Annotated in this window: 19 protein-coding genes; 10 read left to right on the top strand and 9 right to left on the bottom strand. The window is 39.7% G+C overall.

The genetic code is table 11. The annotated features are described in order from the left end of the window. Positions 1-266: 266 nt before the first annotated feature. Positions 267-1,457 (top strand): amino acid aminotransferase, encoded by a 1,191-nt coding sequence (locus FH971_RS09325; protein WP_140234113.1) that lies wholly within the window; start codon positions 267-269, stop codon positions 1,455-1,457. Positions 1,458-1,535: 78 nt separating this feature from the next. Here the strand turns inward: FH971_RS09325 and FH971_RS09320 are convergent, their stop codons facing one another. The 3 genes from FH971_RS09320 to FH971_RS09310 are packed head-to-tail and all read right to left on the bottom strand — an operon-like array spanning position 1,536 to position 4,943. Beyond that, complete coding sequence (locus FH971_RS09320) at positions 1,536-3,311, bottom strand: FAD-dependent oxidoreductase (protein ID WP_140234112.1); 1,776 nt, start codon at positions 3,309-3,311, stop codon at positions 1,536-1,538. Continuing rightward, positions 3,311-3,526, bottom strand: a complete 216-nt coding sequence (locus tag FH971_RS09315) for a 4Fe-4S dicluster domain-containing protein (RefSeq protein WP_137227248.1) — start codon at positions 3,524-3,526, stop codon at positions 3,311-3,313. Before FH971_RS09315 ends, FH971_RS09320 begins: the two co-directional genes overlap by 1 nt. Before the next feature lie 13 nt (positions 3,527-3,539). Next, the gene (locus FH971_RS09310) at positions 3,540-4,943 is read right to left on the bottom strand and encodes a ferredoxin reductase family protein (protein ID WP_167496001.1); all 1,404 of its coding nucleotides are present in this window, start codon (positions 4,941-4,943) and stop codon (positions 3,540-3,542) included. Between the two features lie 275 nt (positions 4,944-5,218). Between FH971_RS09310 and FH971_RS09305 the strand changes: the two genes are divergently transcribed. Beyond that, the gene (locus tag FH971_RS09305) at positions 5,219-6,292 is read left to right on the top strand and encodes a methyltransferase (RefSeq protein WP_140234110.1); all 1,074 of its coding nucleotides are present in this window, start codon (positions 5,219-5,221) and stop codon (positions 6,290-6,292) included. 105 nt (positions 6,293-6,397) lie between these two features. On the opposite strand, the gene serC is transcribed toward FH971_RS09305, so the two are convergent. Both serC and gyrA read right to left on the bottom strand, forming a co-directional pair. After that, positions 6,398-7,489, bottom strand: a complete 1,092-nt coding sequence (gene serC / locus FH971_RS09300) for a 3-phosphoserine/phosphohydroxythreonine transaminase (protein ID WP_137227251.1) — start codon at positions 7,487-7,489, stop codon at positions 6,398-6,400. A gap of 169 nt (positions 7,490-7,658) precedes the next feature. After that, complete coding sequence (gene gyrA / locus FH971_RS09295; protein ID WP_140234109.1) at positions 7,659-10,382, bottom strand: DNA gyrase subunit A; 2,724 nt, start codon at positions 10,380-10,382, stop codon at positions 7,659-7,661. A 387-nt stretch (positions 10,383-10,769) separates the two neighbouring features. Here gyrA and ubiG point away from each other — a divergent pair, with 387 nt between their 5' ends. From ubiG to yfaE, 5 genes are all read left to right on the top strand, one after another. Then, positions 10,770-11,495, top strand: coding sequence for a bifunctional 2-polyprenyl-6-hydroxyphenol methylase/3-demethylubiquinol 3-O-methyltransferase UbiG (gene ubiG, locus FH971_RS09290; protein WP_137227253.1), 726 nt, complete (start codon positions 10,770-10,772; stop codon positions 11,493-11,495). Between the two features lie 178 nt (positions 11,496-11,673). Further along, entirely contained in the window at positions 11,674-12,336 is a 663-nt protein-coding gene (locus FH971_RS09285) for an HAD family hydrolase (RefSeq protein ID WP_137227254.1), read from the top strand. 553 nt (positions 12,337-12,889) lie between these two features. After that, complete coding sequence (gene nrdA / locus FH971_RS09280; RefSeq protein ID WP_137227255.1) at positions 12,890-15,178, top strand: class 1a ribonucleoside-diphosphate reductase subunit alpha; 2,289 nt, start codon at positions 12,890-12,892, stop codon at positions 15,176-15,178. A gap of 71 nt (positions 15,179-15,249) precedes the next feature. After that, entirely contained in the window at positions 15,250-16,380 is a 1,131-nt protein-coding gene (gene nrdB / locus FH971_RS09275) for a class Ia ribonucleoside-diphosphate reductase subunit beta (RefSeq protein WP_137227256.1), read from the top strand. After that, positions 16,370-16,768 carry a class I ribonucleotide reductase maintenance protein YfaE gene (gene yfaE / locus FH971_RS09270; protein WP_137227257.1) on the top strand — a complete coding sequence of 133 codons (399 nt, stop codon included), beginning with the start codon at positions 16,370-16,372 and terminating at the stop codon, positions 16,766-16,768. Before nrdB ends, yfaE begins: the two co-directional genes overlap by 11 nt. A gap of 121 nt (positions 16,769-16,889) precedes the next feature. Here the strand turns inward: yfaE and FH971_RS09265 are convergent, their stop codons facing one another. The 3 genes from FH971_RS09265 to FH971_RS09255 form a co-directional block, all read right to left on the bottom strand. Continuing rightward, positions 16,890-17,186, bottom strand: a complete 297-nt coding sequence (locus FH971_RS09265; RefSeq protein WP_140234108.1) for a 2OG-Fe(II) oxygenase — start codon at positions 17,184-17,186, stop codon at positions 16,890-16,892. Positions 17,187-17,376: 190 nt separating this feature from the next. Continuing rightward, the gene (locus FH971_RS09260; RefSeq protein ID WP_420853480.1) at positions 17,377-18,168 is read right to left on the bottom strand and encodes a hypothetical protein; all 792 of its coding nucleotides are present in this window, start codon (positions 18,166-18,168) and stop codon (positions 17,377-17,379) included. A gap of 150 nt (positions 18,169-18,318) precedes the next feature. Then, complete coding sequence (locus tag FH971_RS09255; protein WP_140234107.1) at positions 18,319-19,467, bottom strand: BamA/TamA family outer membrane protein; 1,149 nt, start codon at positions 19,465-19,467, stop codon at positions 18,319-18,321. Positions 19,468-20,302: 835 nt separating this feature from the next. Between FH971_RS09255 and FH971_RS09245 the strand changes: the two genes are divergently transcribed. Together FH971_RS09245 and FH971_RS09240 are read left to right on the top strand one after the other, a co-directional pair. Next, the gene (locus FH971_RS09245; RefSeq protein ID WP_101087073.1) at positions 20,303-21,166 is read left to right on the top strand and encodes a PA4780 family RIO1-like protein kinase; all 864 of its coding nucleotides are present in this window, start codon (positions 20,303-20,305) and stop codon (positions 21,164-21,166) included. Positions 21,167-21,830: 664 nt separating this feature from the next. Continuing rightward, a complete protein-coding gene (locus FH971_RS09240; protein WP_137227260.1) occupies positions 21,831-22,157 on the top strand; it encodes an EF-hand domain-containing protein in 327 nt (108 codons plus the stop codon). Between the two features lie 64 nt (positions 22,158-22,221). On the opposite strand, the gene FH971_RS09235 is transcribed toward FH971_RS09240, so the two are convergent. Beyond that, on the bottom strand, positions 22,222-22,515 hold the full coding sequence (locus FH971_RS09235) for a hypothetical protein (protein ID WP_137227261.1): 294 nt from the start codon (positions 22,513-22,515) through the stop codon (positions 22,222-22,224). Positions 22,516-22,795: 280 nt separating this feature from the next. Between FH971_RS09235 and FH971_RS09230 the strand changes: the two genes are divergently transcribed. Beyond that, the gene (locus tag FH971_RS09230; RefSeq protein ID WP_140234106.1) at positions 22,796-23,473 is read left to right on the top strand and encodes a haloacid dehalogenase type II; all 678 of its coding nucleotides are present in this window, start codon (positions 22,796-22,798) and stop codon (positions 23,471-23,473) included. The last annotated feature ends 38 nt before the right edge of the window (positions 23,474-23,511 follow it).

Raw genomic sequence — 23,511 nt, 5'->3', positions numbered from 1 at the left:
TTATTGCTAGTACCAATAATTCATTTTATTGCCATTTACACCTGCTAATACTCGTTTACTCGTTAAGAACAGAGCAAAACAATGTAATGGAGCACCATTACAGCAGATAATTTATCGATATGACAGTATTATTTGTCCGTTCAGTAAACTTTGCAGATGAAAAAATCTCAATATTCAATTAATTGAGATAGCGATCAATTATGACTTTATCTCTTTGTTTAAAGCACGTTATGCTTAGGGCAAATAGCTAATATAAGGTTCTATTCATGTTCAATACCCTAACAGCCTTACCTGCTGATCCTATTTTAGGTCTGCTAACTCAATATCGTGAAGACAGTCACCCAAATAAAGTCGATTTAGGTGTCGGCGTTTACAAAGACCCTGTTGGCCATACGCCCATTTTAGATTGCGTTAAAGCAGCTGAAAAAATTCGTTTAGACACAGAAACAACCAAAGTCTACATCGGCCCTACGGGTTCAGCATCGTTTAACCAGTTAATGGGTGAATTAGCCTTTGGTGCTAGCCACACAGCATTACTGGCTAACCGAGTGCGTACAGTGTCTACCCCTGGTGGAACAGGTGCCCTGCGTGTTGCAGCAGACTTTATTAAACGTTGTAATCCTAATGCGGTGTTATGGGTGAGCGATCCAACGTGGGCAAATCACACAGGTTTATTTGAGGCTGCTGGTATTACGGTTAAAACCTATCCATATTACGACTACAATACTAAAACTCTCAAATTTGAACAGATGATGGCGGCGTTAAATACCATTGGTAAAGATGATGTGGTGTTATTGCATGCTTGTTGCCATAACCCTAGTGGTATGGATTTAACCCCTGAGCAGTGGGATCAAGTCGTTAAGATAACGGCTAAGCAAGGTTTCACACCATTAATTGACATGGCTTACCAAGGTTTTGGCGATGGTGTTGATGAAGATGCTTATGGTGTTCGCCAAATGGCCGCATCAGTTGAAAACATGATTTTATGTAGCTCTTGTTCCAAAAACTTCGGCTTATACCGCGAACGTATTGGTGCTTGCTCTATTGTAGCTAAAAACAGTGCAACGGCAGATGTCGCACTATCAGTATTGTTGTATGTAGTGCGCTGTATTTATTCAATGCCACCTGCTCATGGCGCTGCGATTGTTGAAACCATTTTAGGGACGCCAGCGCTTAAGCAACAATGGTTAGATGAGCTTAAAGTGATGCGAGATCGTATTAACGGTAACCGCACTATGTTGGTTGAGCAATTAGCCGCCAATGGTGTTGACCGCGACTTTAGTTTTATCGCTCGTCAAAAAGGTATGTTTTCATTTCTAGGTGTTAACCCACAACAAGTTGCCGCATTGAAACAGCAATATAGCGTCTATATGGTCGGTTCAAGCCGCATCAGTATTGCCGGTATTAGTGAAGCAAACGTTGATTACCTTGCTAAATCGATAGCTGCTGTACTATAAGTCGTTATTACTTGGACTGACCATAATGAAACAGCCGACTCCTTGAGTCGGCTGTTTGTTATTAACTCAGCTACTCATTTAGCTAAAGTTTGGCCAGCTATCAAAGTGTTGCTTTTCTAATCGCATATTGCCATTGGTATCTTTAGAGATATTGATCCATGCTTGCCAGTTTTCATAATCAACGTCTGGGTAATCTAAACGATAATGACTGCAACGACTTTCTGTACGCATAATTGATGCCTTGAGTTTCATTTCTGCGGTAACAATCATGTTTTCAGTTTCATGAGCCAAACGCAGCGCATGGAGATCATCAGCCATGAGCATCGGAACATGATGTTCATTGAGCTCTTCTACATAGGCCAATGCTGCTTGCATCATGCGTTCCTTTTTAATATAAAGCACAAAATTAGGGATCATCACACCTTGTAATACTTGGGTTACCCAAGCAGGACTATAACCCTGTTTACGCGTTAGTGGCGCTAGTATTTGCTGGTTAACTAATGCTAAATATGTTTCAGAAACCGTTAGTTTTCCTTTGACATTTAAACTATCTTTTGCTGCTGCTTCACCCGCAATAGCGCCCTGCACAGCCGAACCAGCAAGCGATGAACCAATTTGAGTATAAATACCGCCAGACATATATGAGCCTAAAGCATCACCAGCTGCATACAAACCGGGTATAGTCGATAATCCTTGTTCATTAATTGGCACCAATCCTTCTGATTTATGAATTGCCATGCCTGCACTTGAACCACCTACTTGATTGCCTCCCATCCCCGGAGGACCTGAGTGACCTTTACCTGAAATTAACGTTCTTATAAAGCCTTCTTCTTGTGGACGTGGTGGTGGTCCTGAACGTTTAAATACATCTGGTACAAATGGACCTGCTGGAAATGAGTCAAGTTTAGCTGCCTGGTTTTGTTCACTCTTTCCTGCATGCTGTGGTGGCATCATCATTACCGGAGCCCCCTGAGTATAAGCTTGATAATTCATATCGACACCCAAGTCATGATGAATTTCAGCCGCTGTAACTGATGGTTTTTCTTCAATTTGACCATGCCAATTGTCGTAACAAGAACCTGAATTCTTAGCCGAACCGGGATGTCCATCGTTCCATTCTTTACCCGTCACTTTAGCGCCAATTTTATAAGCCATAATGGTGCCGTCATGAGTTAAATCACATACTGGAAATCCACTGGGTTTGAATCCACCCGACCCGGTACACAAGACCACTGTTTTGGCATGATAATGAACGATTTTTAATTCATCTAAACTAAAACCTGAGGCGCCTACAACCCTACCATCTTGCTTTAACAAGTGAGTGATCATGATACGTTCCTCAACGGGAATATTACGTTCGTTGAGGGGCTTCATAAAACTGTGATGATAAAGTGGTGAATCAAAGAATCCCCATGCCTTGAGCTCTTGTACTCGAGCATAAGAATGCTCAGCCAATTGCCGAGTAAATACAGGATTATTAGTCTGAATGGCAGATTCTGTTACTTGGGCAACAAATTCATCAATACTCATGATGGCATTGTCTTTATCGTAACTAAAAATTCCTTTTGCGAAAGGCGTTAACCCTGAGCTACCGACTCGCCCTTTGGATACTATTAGGGTTTTCGAACCTGCATGATGGGCTTTTACTGCAGCAAATAACCCTGCCATGCCACCACCAATAATTAGCACATCAAGCTCACGATTATCGACAGTAAAGTCTTTGCTGTTTATCTTAGGTTTATTCTCTTGTGCGGGCGCATCAAACGGAATACTAGCGAATGCTGCAGCTCCGGCTATGCCGCCTGCTATGCCGATAAATTGACGACGAGATAAAGTTTGTTCGGGTTTCATCATTACCTCCAAGACACCATGACAGGAATACTTTTATCCGGGGTGATAGTGATTGCACCAACAGGACAATATAATCTGCATAAATGACAGATCTGACAATCTTCCGGGTAACGTATTTCAGCTTTGTTTGTTTCTTTATTCATATGAATAACATCAGTTGGACAACTTTTGACACAAGCCTCGCAACCAATGCAGCCAGATATTTGCTTAATAGGCATCTTTTGCTCCTAATTAAAATGCAAGTTGTTCAAAATGGATTTGATTATTTGCCACACCCAGTTGCTTAAAATGACCAGTCGTCGCCGTTAACATTGATTCGGGGCCACATACATAAAATGTCCATTGTGTTTCTAATTGAGTAGTGACACTGGCAGCAATCTGCTGTAAATCAATAAATCCTTTCACTAAATGACGACCACTCAAAAGATCGTTATTTTCAATATGTTCACACACTAATTTCAGCTTAAAATCGACCATGGTTTGTTCAAGTGCTATTAGCTCATATAAACAGACCATACGATCGAGTGTATGATTAGCGTAAATAAGTCTAATTGGACGGGGATCATGTTGTTCTGCTAGTTGACGTAATAAACCTAGTATGGGCGCAATACCTGCCCCCCCAGCAATTAACGTTATTCCTCTCGTTAAATTAGCTTGCTCAAGTGTCATATTGCCGTAAGGACCATCAATATAAACAGTTGCACCTAATTCAAGTTGGCTTAATGATGAAGTGTAGTCGCCTAACTCTCTAATAATAAACGATATCATTTTGTGTTGTTGAGAAGCGGTTACTATCGAAAAAGGATGTTGTTCCAAGTTATATGGATTACCACTGGTGTTAATCCACACAAACTGACCTGCTTGATAATTTAATGATTGCGCTGTTTTGGATTTAATACTCAGTTTCCAATCACACTCACTGATTTTTTCAAGTGCATTAATGGCGTAAGGATGCTTTTTAATATTACGTGGCTTAATGAAGTAGTTATAAATTAACAATGCCATCGACACACAGTACAAAGACCACCAAGTGATATTGAATGCATGGTTAAATTGTCCATGACTTCCAATGGTTGTCACATGCAGTGTCGCCAACGTAGCAATAATTGCAAAACCAATAACATGCAATAAACGCCAAGTCTCATAGCGTAGATTGAGCTTGTCTTTATAAATCGACATTAATACCCAAACCGCCATTGTTAACCAAGCTATTATTCCTGTTAACATATTTGGTGACGTCACCACACTGACAATGCTTAACCACAAGTCATCTATAGAAATAAAGCCTTTGGGTAATACAATTAATATGGGATGTAAGAAGAAGAAAATACCGAGATATTTACCGAACTGTTTATGCTTGGTGATCCCCCAGTCTATGTTGGCAAATAATGGCAAATACTTTAGCCGTCCAGCTAGCGGAAATTGCATAAAGAAAACCATCATTGCAATTAAATTAACGGCACCTAGCACACTGCTATAGACACCAGTAAATTCCATACCCAATAACTGGGCAATAACAAATGGCACGATTGCCAATGCTAGATAGGCACAAGCCAACCTTTTGTGCTTAGTAAATTTTAATGAACGTAAATGTAGGTTTAATGCCTGTGTTTTAATCGAAATGGGTGAATTCATTATGTCTCCAAGGGTGTAATGACACCATAGAAATACCATACATGCAGTAGGGTTAAGATGGGGTTAATAATGACTAATAGTAAAGTAAGGTTACGCAAAGCTATGTAAACACTAGGGCCTGTTGAATTAATCAGACTTAGTTCCAGATAATATTTAGCTGATGTGTATTATTGTTAACCTAAAAAAACGAAAACTAGAACTAGGTCAAAACCTTAGTGATATTTATTTGCTAATCTAATATCAATATTTTCCTCATTGTTAAGTTAACGTTTCTAATGTATTTTTATCAATCTCCCAAAAAAATATCTGCTTTTGATGCCAAGTTTGAAGCACAAAAAATAGCTTTTGCACCTGTCAGTTTTCAAGTCGCACGTTGCTTAAATAAATTTGGTTTACTCGCTGAGGTTGATCAGGCTGGTGAACAAGGCATTAGTCTTGTTCAACTTACTCAGCATGTTGAATTGTCTGAATATGCCATTCACGTATTGCTTGATATGGGACTCAGCATGGGTATTTTTTGGTGTAAGGATGATCATTATCGATTGGATAAAACGGGCTATTTCTTGCTCCATGATGATATGGCCGCAAAAAATCTAAACTTCATTCATGATGTTTGCTATCAAGGTTTGTTTGAACTCGATGAGTCACTTAAGCAAGGTAAAGCAATTGGACTTAAGCACTTAGGTGATTGGGACACGATTTACCCAGGATTAAGCCAACTACCTGAACAAACTAAAAAAAGCTGGTTTGAATTTGATCATTATTATTCAGATCATGCTTTTGACAGCCTATTACCATTAATATTCAAGTCACAGCCGGACCATATTATTGATGTGGGTGGCAATACTGGTAAATGGGCATTTGCATGCACCCATTATAATAAAACCGTCAAAGTAACCATTATGGATTTACCCGGTCAACTTGCTGTTGCAATGAAAAATGCACAAACTCATTTGGTTGCAGATCGGGTACATCCATTTGAAACAGATTTACTCGATAGCAACAAGCCTTTCTACCAAGGTGGTGATTTGTATTGGATGAGTCAATTTTTAGATTGTTTTTCAAAACAACAAATTATCACTATTCTGCAACGCACAGTGGCTGCGATGAAGCCTGGCAGTGAACTTTGTATTTTAGAGACCTATTGGGATCGACAGCCACACGAAGCGGGCGCCTATTGTGTTAACGCAACGTCGTTGTATTTCACCGCTATTGCCAATGGGAATAGCCGCATGTACCACAGTAAAGATATGCTAAAAATGATTAATGAAGCTGGGCTGTATGTTGATGAAGACATTGATAATATTGGTCTTGGTCATACCTTACTACGTTGTAAATTAAAGCCGTAAATCGGTATTAAACATGGATACTAAGTACTAAAAAAAGCGAATGCTGTTTGGCATTCGCTTTTTTATATTCATTAACCCAAATTGCGGTAAGGTTGGCTTTTTAGATTAGCTGTGTTTTATGGCAAAGTTATTCATAAAATCAACCAGGGCTTGTACACCTTCAAGTGGCATCGCATTATAAATGCTGGCGCGCATACCACCCACGATGCGGTGACCTTTTAACGCGACTAAACCCGCCTGCTCCGCTTGCTTTAAAAACTCAACGTCTAAGCTATTGTCCACTAGTTGGAACGTCACGTTCATCCGTGAGCGATTATGTGGCGCTACGCCATTTTTATAAAATGGGTTACTGTCGATACACTCATACAATAACGCTGCTTTTTGTTGATTAACATCAGCCATCGTGCTCACGCCGCCATTAGCCTCTAACCACGCAAACACTTCTGAGGCTAAATACCATGCAAACGTGGGCGGTGTATTAAACATAGAGCCATGTTCAACCGCTACTCGATAATCCATTATTGATGATTGAGGTAGACTTGGAAGTGTTAGCATATCGTCACGTACAATGACAATCGACAAGCCTGATGGACCAATGTTCTTTTGCGCGCCGGCGTATATCAGTCCGTATTTACTGACATCAATGTGGTGCGACATAATAGTAGACGACAAATCCGCAACAATTGGCCATGGGCTATCTAATTCTTCGAAAATTTCAATACCATCGACGGTTTCGTTAGAACAATAATGCACATATCGATAATCTTTATCGATTGCAGTTAAATCAGGCAATATCACCTGATTAAGCCCATCGACTTGTTCAACAATATTGATGGTATCAATTTGGCTTTCACTGACTAATTTTTTTGCTTCAGTCACTGCAGCTGATGACCATTGACCACTCACCAAATAAAGAGCCTGGCCGTTATCACCCAAAAAGTTATTCACCACGTTCGAAAACTGGGCGCGACCACCACCGTGCATAAATAACACATGGTAATTGTCAGGAATATGCATCAACTTGCGCAGAGTCACTTCGGCTTGCTGAGTCATTGCAATAAATTCTTTGCTACGGTGGCTAATTTCCATTACGGAGACGCCTAGGCCATTCCAATCAATTAATTCCTGTTGTGCTTTTTGCATCACAGCTTGAGGTAACATCGCAGGTCCAGCACAGAAATTATAAATCGCACTCACAGACAACTCCTTGACTCAATTTTTATTCATCAGATAAGAGCATTAATACTAAGTATTTTAGTACCCTTTGAATAGGGGGCTATCCGTCTATTTTGATGAATATTTTTCCGTAAAATAAAACGAGCGCCATAAGGCGCTCGTTATTGAAGCAGTAAAGTTCACCGTCAGATTAATCCTGTTCGTCGTTCTCTACATCACTTTCCACATCAGAACCGGTCGATTCGGTTGACTCACCTTCAGCAACTTCGCCTTCGATGATATCAGCAGGCACAATCACATTGCCTTCTTCGTCTAACAACTCATCAGTTTGAATTTCTTCAATACGCTGCAAGCCAACGACTTTCTCGTCTTCTGCGGTGCGGATGATAGTCACACCTTGAGTGTTACGACCAATAATAGATACACCTTCAGCAGGAGTACGAACTAACGTTCCTTTGTTACTGATCAACATTATTTCATCAAACTCGCCCACTTGTACAGCGCCGACTACAGGACCATTACGGTCGCTGACTTTAATCGATACCACACCTTTAGTGCCACGGCTCTTCGCTGGGTATTCGCTCAGTTCAGTACGCTTACCGTAACCATTTTCTGTTACGGTTAAAATCGCGCCATCACCTTTAGGAACAATCAGTGAAACTACTTTTTGACCATCTTCAAGCTTAATACCACGAACACCGGTTGCAGTACGGCCCATTGGACGTAAAGCAATGACTTCTTCACCAGTTTCTGCATCACGTTTCACTTCACCCGTTTCAGAGTCACGTGCTTTCTCGTTAAAGCGAACCACTTTACCTTCGTTAGAGAACAACATAATGTCGTCACTACCTTCGGTAATATCAACGCCGATTAACTGATCGCCGTCTTTTAAGTTCACCGCAATAATACCGTTTGCACGAGGATTACTGTAGGCAGTTAATGCTGTTTTCTTAACAGTACCGTGTGCTGTTGCCATAATGATAAATTTATCATCTGCGTATTCACGTACCGGTAGGATTGCAGTAATGTGCTCACCGTCAGAAAGTGGTAATAAGTTTACAATTGGACGACCACGAGCAGTACGACTTGCCAAAGGTAATTGATACACTTTTAGCCAGTACATCTTACCAAAGTCAGAGAAGCACAAGATGGTGTCATGGGTGTTTGCCACCAATAACTTTTCAACAAAGTCTTCATCTTTTACTTTAGTTGCCGCTTTGCCTTTACCACCACGACGCTGAGCTTGGTAGTCAGATAGCACTTGGTATTTTGCATAACCTAAGTGAGATAAAGTCACTACAACGTCTTCTTCATTGATTAAGTCTTCAAGACTCATGTCAATTTCGTTAGCGTTGATAATAGTGCGACGTTCATCACCGTATTGTTCAAGTATTTCTTCTAGTTCTTCTTTAATCACTTCCATCAAACGCGATGGAGTACGAAGAATGAATAACAAACCAGCAATCAGAACTAAAAGCTCTTCATATTCCGCTAAAATCTTGTCATGTTCTAGACCGGTTAAACGGTGCAGACGTAATTCCAAAATTGCTTGTGCTTGTTGCTCGGTTAAATAGTACTGACCGTCACGGATACCGAACTCAGGCTCTAACCATTCAGGACGCGCTGCATCATCGCCAGCTTTTTCAAGCATGCCTTGCACATGACCTAATTCCCAACCTTGTGCCACTAACTTTGCTTTGGCTTCAGCTGGTGTAGGTGATGCTTTAATTAACGCAATAATCGGGTCGATGTTAGCCAGTGCAATGGCAAGTGCCTCAAGAACATGAGCACGTTCGCGAGCTTTACGTAATTCAAATACGGTACGGCGCGTGACCACTTCACGACGGTGAAGAATAAAACACTCAAGCATTTCTTTAAGGTTAAACAATTTAGGCTGACCGTTAGTCAATGCCACCATGTTGATACCAAAAGAACACTGCATTTGGGTTTGAGAATATAAGTTGTTTAGTACAACCTCACCCACTTCACCACGTTTGATTTCAATAACAATACGCATACCGTCTTTATCAGACTCGTCACGTAGGCCACTGATACCTTCTAATTTTTTATCTTTAACAAGCTCGGCAATTTTTTCAATCAAACGGGCTTTGTTAACTTGATATGGAATTTCATGAACGATAATACGTTCACGGCCATGATCATCAGTTTCGATATCAGCTTTTGAGCGCATGATTGCGCGGCCACGGCCAGTGTTATAAGCATCGATAATGCCTTTACGACCATTTATTGAAGCTGCAGTTGGGAAATCGGGACCAGGAATGTATTCCATTAACTGTTCAATTGACAAGCTTGGCTCATCGATTAACGCTAAACAGCCCTTCACCACTTCCGTTAAGTTATGTGGTGGGATATTGGTGGCCATACCGACCGCAATACCTGATGAACCGTTAATTAATAGATTCGGTACACGAGTTGGTAATACCGCAGGGATCATCTCGGTGCCATCGTAGTTAGGCACAAAATCCACAGTTTCTTTTTCAAGGTCGGCTAATAATGAATGCGCCAACTTTTGCATGCGAATTTCGGTATAACGCATCGCCGCAGCGGAGTCACCGTCGACCGAACCAAAGTTTCCTTGTCCGTCAACTAATGTGTAGCGTAACGAGAAAGGTTGCGCCATACGTACAATCGTATCGTATACAGCAGTATCACCATGCGGGTGATATTTACCAATTACGTCACCAACAACACGAGCAGATTTTTTATATGGTTTGTTCCAATCGTTTTTTAATTCGCTCATTGCGAACAATACTCGACGATGAACAGGTTTTAAACCGTCACGGACGTCAGGTAATGCACGACCTACAATTACACTCATAGCATAATCAAGGTAAGAATTCTTAAGTTCGTCTTCGATGTTAATTGGCGAAATAGATGATGCCAGATCAGTCATAAACTGCGCGTTCCTCTAAAGTGAGCTGACAATAAAACTTCCATATTATTATCTAGCTTAAAAACGTGATTTGGCATTCTAACACAGATATTTAATGTCGCCAGAGCAAAGACCTGCCAAATCCTCTCTCACTATTAAAAATTATAAAAAAGCTAATATTTTCAGCTGATTTAGTTTATTAATTAGCTAATATACGGCTATTTTTTAACAAAAATTAACCTCAATGAATTTAGGATGTAAACACTGATGAATGCAAAATAACAATTTAACACTCATAAATGGATATTTTATAAGCAAGTGTGAACAATGGTTGCCATTGTTCACTTTTATTCGTAAAGGTTATCGCTATAATAGCCGCCATAGATTTTAAAACAATTAGGTTACGTTATGTCACATGCTGAACAATCGACACCCAATGTTGATCCCCTCGAAATCGCAAAATTTGAAGCCATGGCACAAACATGGTGGGATCTCAATGGCGAGTTCAAGCCATTACACTTACTTAATCCACTGCGTTTAAACTACATTGACCAAACCGCTGATGGAATTTTTGATAAGAAAGTGCTTGATGTTGGCTGTGGTGGCGGCATTTTATCAGAAAGCATGGCGCGCTTAGGTGCACATGTTGATGGTATTGATATGGGGACTGAACCTCTTGAAATAGCAAAACTGCATGCTTTGGAGTCTGGCGTCACAGTCAATTACCTAAAAACGACAGCTGAAGCACACCGCGACACCCACCGCGAATATTACGATGTAGTGACTTGTATGGAAATGCTTGAACATGTACCCGAGCCACAATCGGTTATTCAGGCGTGTTGTGACATGGTTAAACCTAATGGCTTTGTGTTTTTCTCCACGATTAACCGTAATGTTATGTCTTACTTACAAACCATTATTGGCGCCGAATATTTATTAAAAATGTTACCCGTAGGCACCCATAATCACAGTAAGTTCATTCGCCCCTCTGAACTGATAGCATTAGTCGACAATACTGACTTACTGTGTAGAGATGCTTTAGGCATTACCTACAATCCTTTATCTGGGGTATTTAAGTACACTAAAAGTGTTGATGTAAACTATATGATCGCCACCCAGAAAATCAGCGACTAGCCAAGTGGTATCAATAATCGATTAAGCGCGATTATAAGCACTCGCTTAAACGATAGACGATTGATATCACTCGATGATATAACGCTGACGATAAGCACAATAGCGGTTCGTCAGTCACTTCCCTTCTGTATTGGTCACTTTATTGTGGCATTAAACATCTCATTTTAGGAACATCACAGTGCATAAAAATGATGTTAAAGGGGTCTTATTTGATCTTGACGGCACACTTGCTGACACAGCACCAGATTTGATACATGCGCTTAATTTGAGTTTGGATGATGCGGGTTTTAGCGCTCAGCCACTCGATAAAATGCGTCATGCAGCCTCTCACGGCAGTTTATTTTTGGTTAAAACGGCTATTCCGGATGCTGATGAAGCATTGCAAATCCGTATTCAACAAGGGTTACTACACCACTATGCCCGTATTAATGGCGATTACAGCCGCTTGTTTACAGATTTACCTGAACTGCTGACATTATTAGATCAGCAAGGTATCCCTTATGGGGTGGTGACCAATAAACCTGCTCGTTTTGCTCGACCTCTCATTGAAAAACTAAATTTAACTCATCAGCTTAAAGCAATCATTAGTGGTGACAGCACCCGTTATGCCAAACCACATACGGCACCAATGTTGTTAGCGGCGCAGCAAATAGCAACACCACCAGAACATATTTTGTATTTAGGTGACGCAGAGCGTGATTTAGTCGCTGCACATAATGCTAATATGCTTGGAGGTGTCGCGCTTTGGGGATATTTATCACCCCATGATACGCCCGATTTATGGCCGTCAAGATGTCAATTTAAACACGGTGCATCGTTAAAACAATTTTTTGCAGAATAATGACATTCAGTGATGGGATATCAACAAATGAGTCTTTATGGTGAATCACCAATTATTGATTATGATCACGATCACTTGACGATCAAAAGTGGTAAAAGATCAATATAAAAATGAGCATAATTTATTGATCGCTGTTTATTGTAGCGATCGAATTTTTCTCATTTAACGGTTGAAAAAATATCACTTATCAAAAACTCGTTATAAATTTGGGCTCTAGGGTTAGCCGTCACTAACCCTGCGGTTTATCCTCAAGTTATCCACAACAAGTTAATGAAATTGTGGCTTGCAAAAAGGCTCAAACCTCATTATCTTGTATCTAAGATTTTAAATAGCACCATATCTTGTGTGTGGCTGACAATCAAAACACTACGCCTTTACATTATAAAGAACGTAGATGCTAACTAAATGTATTGGTATTTATACTATGTTGTGAATACATTAAGCTTGATTGTTTTAACATGGAATTGTTTTGTAACTGATTCGGATCGAATCCAGCAGCACGGCATCCAACAACAGATCACATGTTTTGATATAGAACCAAGGCCTCTCTTCAATGAATAGCAATATGACAGTCACTAAACGCAGTGGCGAACGTGAACCGATCGATTTAGATAAAATTCATCGCGTGATCACTTGGGCAGCCAAGGGATTAAAAAACGTCTCAGTATCTGAAGTAGAACTTCGATCTCACCTGCAGTTTTTTGACGGCATTCCGACTGAAGCCATTCATGAAACCATCATTAAAGCAGCGGCTGATTTGATCTCCCCAGAATCACCTGATTACCAATTTTTGGCAGCCCGTTTAGCGGTATTCCATTTACGTAAAAGAGCCTTTGGTCAATTTGAACCGCCTAAGTTATATGATCATGTCACCAAGTTGGTTGATATTGGTAAATATGACAAGCATATATTGGCTGACTATAGCCGCGAAGAACTAGACATTCTTGATACCTATATTGATCACTGGCGTGACATGAACTTCTCGTATGCAGCAGTAAAGCAACTTGAAGGTAAATACCTAGTACAAAATCGTGTGTCTCATGAAATATATGAAAGCGCACAGTTTTTGTACATTTTGGTAGCAGCATGTTTGTTTGCTCGATATCCGAAAGAAATCCGTCTGAAATACATTAAAGATTTCTACGATGCGACATCTTTATTTAAGATTTCTCTGCCTACGCCAATTATGGCAGGCGTACGTACACCTACCCGTCAGTTCAGTTCATGTGTATTAATTGAGTGTGATGACAGCTTAGATTCAATCAATGCAACCGCATCTTCTATCGTTAAATACGTGAGCCAACGCGCTGGTATTGGTATTAATGCTGGTCGTATTCGTGCCTTAGGCAGCCCTATTCGTGGCGGCGAAGCATTCCACACAGGTTGTTTACCCTTTTATAAATATTTCCAAACTGCGGTTAAGTCTTGCTCTCAAGGCGGCGTACGTGGTGGTGCGGCTACCCTTTTCTATCCTTTATGGCATTTAGAAGTTGAATCGCTACTTGTATTGAAAAACAACCGTGGTGTTGACGATAACCGTGTACGTCATCTTGACTACGGTGTGCAGTTAAACAAATTAATGTACCAACGTTTGATTAAAGGTGAATACATTAGCCTATTCAGTCCATCAGACGTGCCTGGCCTTTACGATGCATTCTTTGAAGATCAAGTCGAATTTGAACGTTTATATCTTCAGTATGAGCAAGACAGCAGTGTCCGTAAAAAACAAATTAAAGCCGTTGAACTGTTTTCATTGATGATGCAAGAGCGTGCTTCTACTGGCCGTATTTATATTCAAAACGTAGATCATTGTAATACCCACAGTCCATTCGATTCAAAAGTGGCACCAATTAAGCAATCTAACTTGTGTTTAGAAATTGCCTTGCCGACTAAGCCACTGAATAACATCAATGATCCAGACGGTGAAATTGCGTTATGTACCTTGTCAGCACTTAACTTAGGTGCAATCCAAGATTTATCTGAGCTTGAGCCGTTAGCTGATTTAGCCGTACGTGCATTAGATAACTTACTTGATTACCAAGATTACCCAATTAAAGCAGCGCAAACGAGTTCAATGAATCGTCGTACCCTCGGTATTGGTGTCATTAACTTTGCTAATTACTTAGCCAAGAATGGTAAAAAGTACTCAGACGGTTCAGCTAATAACTTAACCCACAAAACCTTTGAAGCGATTCAGTTCTATTTGCTTAAAGCGTCAATGAACTTGGCAAAAGAGCAAGGCGCATGTCCGTTATTCCACGAGACAACGTACTCAAAGGGTATTTTACCCATCGACACCTACAAGCGCGATTTAGACAAAATTTGTGACGAGCCATTGCACATGGATTGGGAAAGTTTACGTAGCGATATTAAACAATACGGTTTGCGTAACTCAACGCTTTCTGCATTAATGCCGTCTGAAACTTCATCGCAAATATCAAACGCGACTAATGGTATTGAGCCTCCACGTGGTTTAATCAGCGTAAAAGCTAGTAAAGACGGTCAACTAAAACAAGTAGTACCAGACTTTGATGTACTTAAAGACAAGTACGAATTACTTTGGAATATGCCTAATAATGATGGTTACATTCAACTTGTTGGTTTAATGCAGAAGTTTATTGACCAAGCAATATCAGCTAACACTAATTACGACCCAAGCCGTTTTGAAGGCGGTCGAGTGCCGATGCAGACATTGCTCAAAGATTTACTAAGCGTATACAAACTGGGCATTAAAACATTGTATTATCATAATACTCGCGACGGTGCCTCTGATCAGTTTGATGACATTATCGCTGTCGAAGAAGAAGACGATGGCTGCGGTGGCGGTGCGTGTAAGATCTAATCATCACTTTATCAATATTTAGCGGGGTCTTCCCCGCTTTTTGGAAAATGCGTTATCAGGACACCTAAATAATGGCTTACTCTACATTTTGTCAAACACCTAACGATTCAACCAAAGAACCTATGTTTTTCGGTCAATCGGTTAATGTGGCTCGCTACGATCAACAAAAATATGAAGTATTCGAAAAGTTGATTGAAAAGCAATTATCGTTTTTCTGGCGTCCAGAAGAAGTTGATGTCAGCCGTGACAAAATTGATTTCGGTGATTTACCTGATCACGAAAAACACATTTTCTTATCTAATCTTAAATACCAAACCTTACTCGATTCTATCCAAGGTCGTTCACCAAATGTGGCATTTTTGCCTTTGGTATCGCTGCCAGAATTAGAAACGTGGATTGAAACATGGTCGTTTTCTGAAACCATTCACTCACGTTCATATACTCATATCATTCGTAATATTGTTAACGACCCTTCAGTCGTATTTGACGATATTGTCCAGAATGAAGAAATATTAAAGCGTGCTGGTGATATTGCGGCTTATTATGATGACCTGATTAAACTCACCCAGATTAATAACCTCTTAGGTGAAGGTACTCACGTTATCGATGGTGAATCAATTACGGTTAACTCACGTATCCTAAAAAAATCACTGTATTTATGCATGATGTCAGTTAACGCCTTAGAAGCTATTCGTTTCTATGTCAGTTTTGCGTGTTCGTTTGCCTTTGCAGAGCGTCGTGTCATGGAAGGCAACGCTAAAATTATTCGTTTAATTGCCCGTGACGAAGCATTACACCTTAACAGTACTCAACACATATTAAGCCTAATGCAAGGCGGTAAAGACGACCCAGAAATGGGCGAAATTGCTGCTGAGTGTAAACAAGAAGCGTATGACTTATTCGTCAAAGCAGCAGAGCAAGAAAAAGAATGGGCTAAATACTTATTCAAAGACGGTTCAATGATAGGCTTAAATGAACAAATTCTATGTCAGTATGTTGAATTTATTACGAACCAACGGATGAAGTCGGTACATTTACCACAACCGTATCCAGATCAATCAAACCCGTTACCGTGGATGAAGAATTGGTTAGAAAGTGATGCTGTGCAAGTTGCCCCACAAGAAGTAGAAGTGTCATCTTATCTTGTTGGTCAAATTGACTCTTCTGTTGATGGCGATGAGTTTTTAGATTTTGACCTATAAAAAGTTTTTCAAAAAAGCGCCTATTATAAGCTTGAAAGGACAGCCGGTTATTTTGTTTGACGGCCAACATTCAAGTTTATTAGAAGCGCTTGAATCGAAAAAAGTAAAAGTATTTTCAGAGTGTCGTAATGGATTTTGCGGTGCTTGTAAAACCACAGTCATATCTGGAGAAGTAAACTATTTTTGCGAGCCTCTTGCAGAACTTAAAGCCGACCAGTGTCTACCCTGTTGTTGTGTGCCTAATGGCGATTTAAATCTCAAACTCTCTTCTGAGGGCGTTAAAGTGGTCACTAAACGCCAATACACTGTACCAAATAGCCCAGAACAACCGACAACGGCGTTAACTCAACAAATTCACACCAACACCAAGTTGGCTCACGAAGGTTAAACTGTCACTGCTAGTGCCTTCTTTTGAATGTTTAGCGTTGGATATTGGCATTTTAAGATTGAGATATGCGTTTTGAAATATGAATACTGAAATATGAATACTGAAATGTGAATGCTTTTGTTTAAATATTTAAGGCCAAGCTTAATAGCACACGTTTGCCTGACTCAATTTTACTCACGCTGTGTTCATATTTATCAGGACGAAACAAATACACCCGCCCCCATAAATTCACTATGCATTTTTCACAGTTGAACACCCCACCTACTTTTGGTTGTCGCAACACAAAATTTAACTTGTAATAACGACCCTGTTGTACGGGATCAATATGGTTCATCACCCGATGATAAGTATGGTAAGTCACTTGGTTTATCGAGAACACTCTACTGCTAAAAATGGCTTTATTGATCACCTTGGCCATGCTCACTCCAATTGACATATCAGATGTCAATTATACTGATATCCAAGCCATCAGGAAGCCAGGTCAACCATTTAAAATCATCTATGATAGACGATAGATATTGGTTTAAGTCGGTTCAATAGCGCGGTAAACGTTAGCGATTAGGCTATTGCCACTGGCTTCAAGTAAATAACGGTTAAAGGTAGCTAGGTTAACCTAATGGGGAACTCTTTGTGAAGATATCACAGGATGACACATAGCTATCAAGCTCAATAACACCTTGGAGAATCAAACCATGATAATGGGCTTTTACAAGTTGAAAATTCATGCTTGGCGCAAAAAAATAGGTTACCTCATCTGCTCCCGTTTGCTCAACGGGTATCAATTGCATTTCACCCCAAGGGGGTATAGTCGCTGTTACTGCACTTTTAACATAGTATTGATAAGGCTCAAGCGCATCAGAGGCCTGCCTTACTAAAGCAAATTGTTGTCTTCCGCGAATAAGATATTCACGTATTTGAATCGCTAAGGTATCAACATCTCTTAAAGGAATCGTTTTTGATTGATAAGCCGTGATATCGCCATCAAGATCAACCTGAGATTCAAGACCATTATTCGCCACGGTGACTTGCATGTCTCGAGAGCGAAAACCACTAACCTGTTGATGAAAGTTATCGGTCAGCCATTCATTAGTGATATTTGACCATGATACTTGGCTTCGCTGTTGATATTGAGTGCCAATGCCCAAAATACTGGCTTCACTTTTTGAAGTGATAATGGCTGATTTGCCTTGCCATTTCTCAATACGAGTCATTTTACCTGTATGCAGCCCACTAAGATAAATAGAATAATTAAAGGTCTTTAGACATTTATCTTGGATTTCACCCGCTAATACGTTGCTACTCTGCAGCAAACCACATGAAAGGCCAAATATCGTCAATACTCTTGCGCCCAACACACAAGATGCTGTAGATACCCTAATATTAGGATAGCTTGTCAGCATAGGCTTTATTCGCATCATTAATGTCATCATCGGTATTGGCATTTCGCTATTTATTGTTTCCTTGGCAATGGCTAACTTGAAAAGTGTCACCTACAAATAGAGCCCTTAAAAAGCATCATCAAACATAGTGTCATTTACAATAACATTGCCTTAAAAAACTTCATTCACATTTAAATAAAAATTAGTTTCATTTTCACCTACCCCGACATCAAGACGTAAATTAATATTGTCTTTAATGTTAAAGCGAAATCCAGTACCGTAAGCCGTTAATAAGGTGTCGGTTAGCTCACTCACTTTAGGCGCTACACTGCCAACGGCCCCCCAAAAGACCATGCCATAACGTTGAAATATCGGTAAGCGGTATTCAACTTGGCCCATCATCATTTGCTCATCTCGATAACGACCTCTAATGTAACCACGCATCGCATTGGAGCCACCAAGGTCAGGTAATAAGCTCCAAGGTACGTCTCCACTGGTAAGGTGGCCTTGAACTTGCCAAGCGATCAATCCCGGCACTGAACTTAAGTCAATATAATTGGCTAACTCAATGTTATAGGTTGAAAACGAATCAAATTTATCATTTTGATATAAACCGGCATCGACCTGAAATAACCACCCTTTGGTCGCATTTAAACGGTAATCCCTTGAATCATAAATACTAGAAACAACCACACCAGAGCTAAAATTATTCGGTAAAATATCACTTGAATCTACTGACAAACCAGTGGAAACCAACTCTAAGCTGTCGGCACTGGTGTAAATAAAGTCAGCCCCTATACCAATGAAATAGTGACTGGCAATCTCGGTCATCCAGCGAGGTTTAAAACTATACAGTTGTTCATCGAATTCATGATGATTAAGATCTTGATCGCCGTCATCAATTCCGACACCATAATAAACAGCCGCTTCATTGTGCAGCTCTAAATCAAGTAATAATCGTTGTTTACCTTGGTTTAAAAACGTCATATTTTCAACTTGAACACCGTAGGATTGATTCATAGATACAAATGAATTCAATACTAATGATGATGGTTGTTCTTCACTCGATGCATTATCGGTTTTATACAAGCCAACCATTAATAACCCGACACCAAACTTTTTTTCCGGGGTGTAATAAGCCGTAGGTAAATAGCTCATATCAATCGCTTTGGTGTCATCAAACTCGCCATCGGCACCAAACACCGACAATATGTCATCAACCCAAGTGGGTTCCATATCTTGCGGTGTTTCAAATAAGGGCTCAACAGCAGTGGCTGCATTAGAAAAAACAAATAGTGCGAGAAGTAAGGTCCGTTTCATAAAAACTCTATTAACATGTTGAAATTGTTTCGCATAACGACAAAAATGCAAAATATTTGTACGACTAAATGGCCGCGTAACGTGATGATGTCTTTGTTATAAACAATTGTATCAAATCACAATTATTATCCTGCCAATAACTTAACGTTGACTGAAGAAAAGCTTAATTGTTACTGAACCACAGCGTTGCTAGGGGCTGTTGATCTTTCAAGGTTGGTTTTGCAGCGAATTGTTGGTCATTACTTAAACATGAGTTATAAGGCAGAGACTTTGTAATATAGTTATTCTACATAAAAAGTCGATAACGCAGTAAAAATGACCAACAAACGCTGCCCGAAGGGTTCGGCTAAAAACGTTTTACTCTTTGTTGAATGAATTTTGCTTAGATGACTAGGCATCAATCCATTCGCCTCGATAAAAACGTTTTTAACTCGAACAAAATTTAACCAGCAAAGATCAACAGACCCTAGATATCAATTTTAGCGATTACCCATTCGGTTAGCGTTAGCCCTAATATACAGACCACAACAACCAGATTAACGTCATTGGTATTCATTGATGCAGGAATCGAAGCGCAATATACCACATTTCATTCTTTAAATTGACAATTACTCAACATAGTCTCCCTCGGTGTGACTCGAAAATAAGGTCAATTTCGACTATGTTTAACTGAATAGGTACAATGATTTAAATCATCAAACAAAAATGTATTAATAGAGCGTATTGAAGCAAAAATGCACTACAAATCAGACTTATTTAATCTGTGTTGTTTTAACAAGTGAAAATTATTTCCTTAGATATATCATCCAGCGCGCAAGTAAGGTATAACGACGCAATGAAAACGCCTATACGATTACAACCACTGGTTGACGATGGTCTCGTCGATGAAGTGATAAGCCAACTCATGAGTGGCAAAGAAGCTACGGTCTATATGATCAGATGTGGCGATGCGATTCGCTGCGCCAAAGTGTATAAGGAAGCCACTAAGCGCAGTTTTAAAAAAGCAGCACAATATCAAGAAGGTCGAAAAACCAAAAACAGTCGTCGTGGTAGAGCCATGGAAAAAGGTTCTAAATACGGTCGTGAAGAACAAGAAAAAGCTTGGCAGAATGCCGAGGTCGACGCGTTATATAAATGCGCCGCCGCTAAAATTAGAGTACCAGTGCCTTATGGCTGCTTTGATGGAGTGCTATTGATGGAGTTGATCACCAATATTCATGGTGATGTTGCACCTCGATTAAATGATGTTACTCAGATGAGTGCTGAACAAGCGCAAACGCAGCATTACGTTATGATGGGTTATGTCGTACGAATGTTATGTGCAGGTATTGTTCATGGCGATTTATCAGAGTTTAACGTGCTCGTAGATCAGAATGGACCGGTTATCATTGACCTGCCCCAAGCTGTTGATGCATCAGCAAACAATAATGCCAAAGCGATGTTATTTCGTGATGTGAATAATATGACAGACTATTATTCTCAATTTGCCCCAGAATTAGCCGCAACAAAATATGCTAAAGAAATGTGGGCCTTGTACGAACAAGGTGAATTAACGCCGGAAACACAATTGACCGGTTTATTTGAAGAAGACACAACAGCGGCTGACGTCGATTCTGTATTAGAAGAAATTAACGCTGCATTTGAAGAAGCCCAAGAAAGACGCGAGCGCATGAGTGATGCAAACAGCGACGAGTATTAAATCGATCGTTTATTCACTCATGTGAACACCTAGGGAGACTTACGGACAAATTATCGAACGATTTTTCCGGTATTATGTCTCCCTATTTTATCGCCCCTACCCCAAGTCAACTCCGAAGCAAAAGTATGGAACTCTTCTAATTAAACAGCAGTTGGCCAAAATAACAGGCTGGCGGACCAACATTTATACAGCATAGGCTTAATCCGACTCTGAGCGAAGATAAAATTTCATCACTGACAACGAAGGCTGGTTGATCGTTGACAATGAATTTTATTGATGTTTAAAGCAATTTAAACAAGGCAGAGCGAATAACAAATAGTATTAAACATCAGTAATCGATAACACAGTAGTAAGATGCTACAAACACAGCCCGAATGATTCAGCTAACAGGACACTACTCTTTTTGACGAGTTATTTACCTAATTACAGACTTGATTTTTAACACTTACGCCACTTAACAAAAACACCAAACCATTGATATTAAAAAATAACATCCATGAAAGACCAACTGCTAGAGCCTAAATGTAAATCAGTTATTTTCCTCATAGTAATAAATAAAGGGTTATAAGGTAGTGTCGTCAATTTGTTGTGCACTATATAACCTTGTATTTTACATGGTTAAGAGGGTGTATAATTAAATTGAAAAGATTACAAGGAGGATATTATGAATGGTTATGTTTTATCTGCATTACTAGTTTTTCTCACTATTTCTATGTCAGCTAATGCTACTGAAAATGAAAATGGTAGTATGGGAATGTCTCAAATGCCTGTATTTTCCGATATTGATACTAATCAAGACAAATTGCTATCTGAAGAGGAGTTTGAACACTTTCAAAATGCAAGACAAGAGTTGCGTGAATCTGAAGGTCGCATGTTAAAAAACTCATCGCATTGTCATGAAATGTTTGAGCGTATCGATTCAGATCATAATAATGTTATTGATGCTAAAGAATTTCAATCTCATCACGAAATGATGAGATACTCTAAATAATCAATATCGCTTTAGAGAGGTCTAAATTTATGACCTCTCTTTTATAAACGGTTTACATTTTAAATCAACACTCTGCCGCGATTAGCTTACCTTTAAATACCCCATAAAAAGCCACACAAGCACCAGCAAAACCTAAAAATGAACATATTAGGCGATAATCACTGTTGTCGATAAAGAAGTTAGCCACACTGAAAACCAATAAAATAAGTAAACCAACGTTTTTGGTCATCATCATTTTAGGTTCAAACATCAGCCACTGCTGACATTTAGGGCATTGTGTTTCAACACCACTTTTGCCTTTGCGCACTTGTTTTAGTGCTTTACGAGCAAAGATACCCTGACAACAAGGACATTCCATTTTACATCACCTATAATATTTTTAATTATTATAATACAATGAATTAACACAAATTCAAAGGTATCTATCTCACACCGATAACATTAGTTCATTCAATCTAACTTAAACACAAACCAAATTAGAACGATCGCTCAAAATAGTGGTTGAACGAATGATATTGTTAGTTTATAGTCTACCAAATACAAGATACTGTCATATTGTGAAGTCAATATTATCGTCAAGTAGTCGTTAATTACACCGACACGTAACACTTGGTTCGAAGACAAATGGAGCAAACAACATGCACAAAATGATAGGGTTTGATGTTTATGGCACATTAGTGGACCCAGTGGACATGGGTCAACATCTGCAAGTGTTAATCGGCGACAAAGCGCAAGAATTTGGTCAACTCTGGCATGATAAGAAAGTTGAATATGCATTTCGTCGTGGTTTAATGCAGAAATATGAAGATTTCAGTGTTTGTACTCAACAAGCTCTACAATATTGCTTATCCGTTTTCAATGTCACATTGTCAAACAGCGAACAACAAGATTTACTGGCTAAATTTAGTCAGCTGGCAGCCTTTGAAGATGTTATTCCTGGGCTAGCTCTTCTACGTGACCAAGGTCATACCCTTGCCGCATTTTCAAATGGTCCAGAAATTGCTGTTCGCACATTAATGGCTAATGCTGGAGTATTACCTCTCTTGGATAATGTCATCAGTGTTGACGACCTCAAGACTTATAAACCTAACCCTGCCGTTTACCATCATTTAATGACTCGCACTCAATCTGAACCACAACATTGTTGGATGGTATCGAGTAATCCATGGGATGTTATTGGTGCAAAAGCGGCAGGACTTAACACGGCTTGGATTCAACGGGACAGTAAAAAAGTATTTGATCCCTGGGGAATGGAGCCTGATTTAACTGTCACCAATTTAATCGAATTAAGTGAACAGTTAGCCGTCATAGAATAAAAATGAACAACGACATTAAAGAGACAAAAGCATAACTC

This window comes from Shewanella polaris (assembly GCF_006385555.1).
In the GTDB taxonomy this organism is placed as follows: Bacteria; Pseudomonadota; Gammaproteobacteria; order Enterobacterales; family Shewanellaceae; genus Shewanella; species Shewanella polaris.
This window is presented reverse-complemented; position numbering and strand designations above follow the sequence as displayed.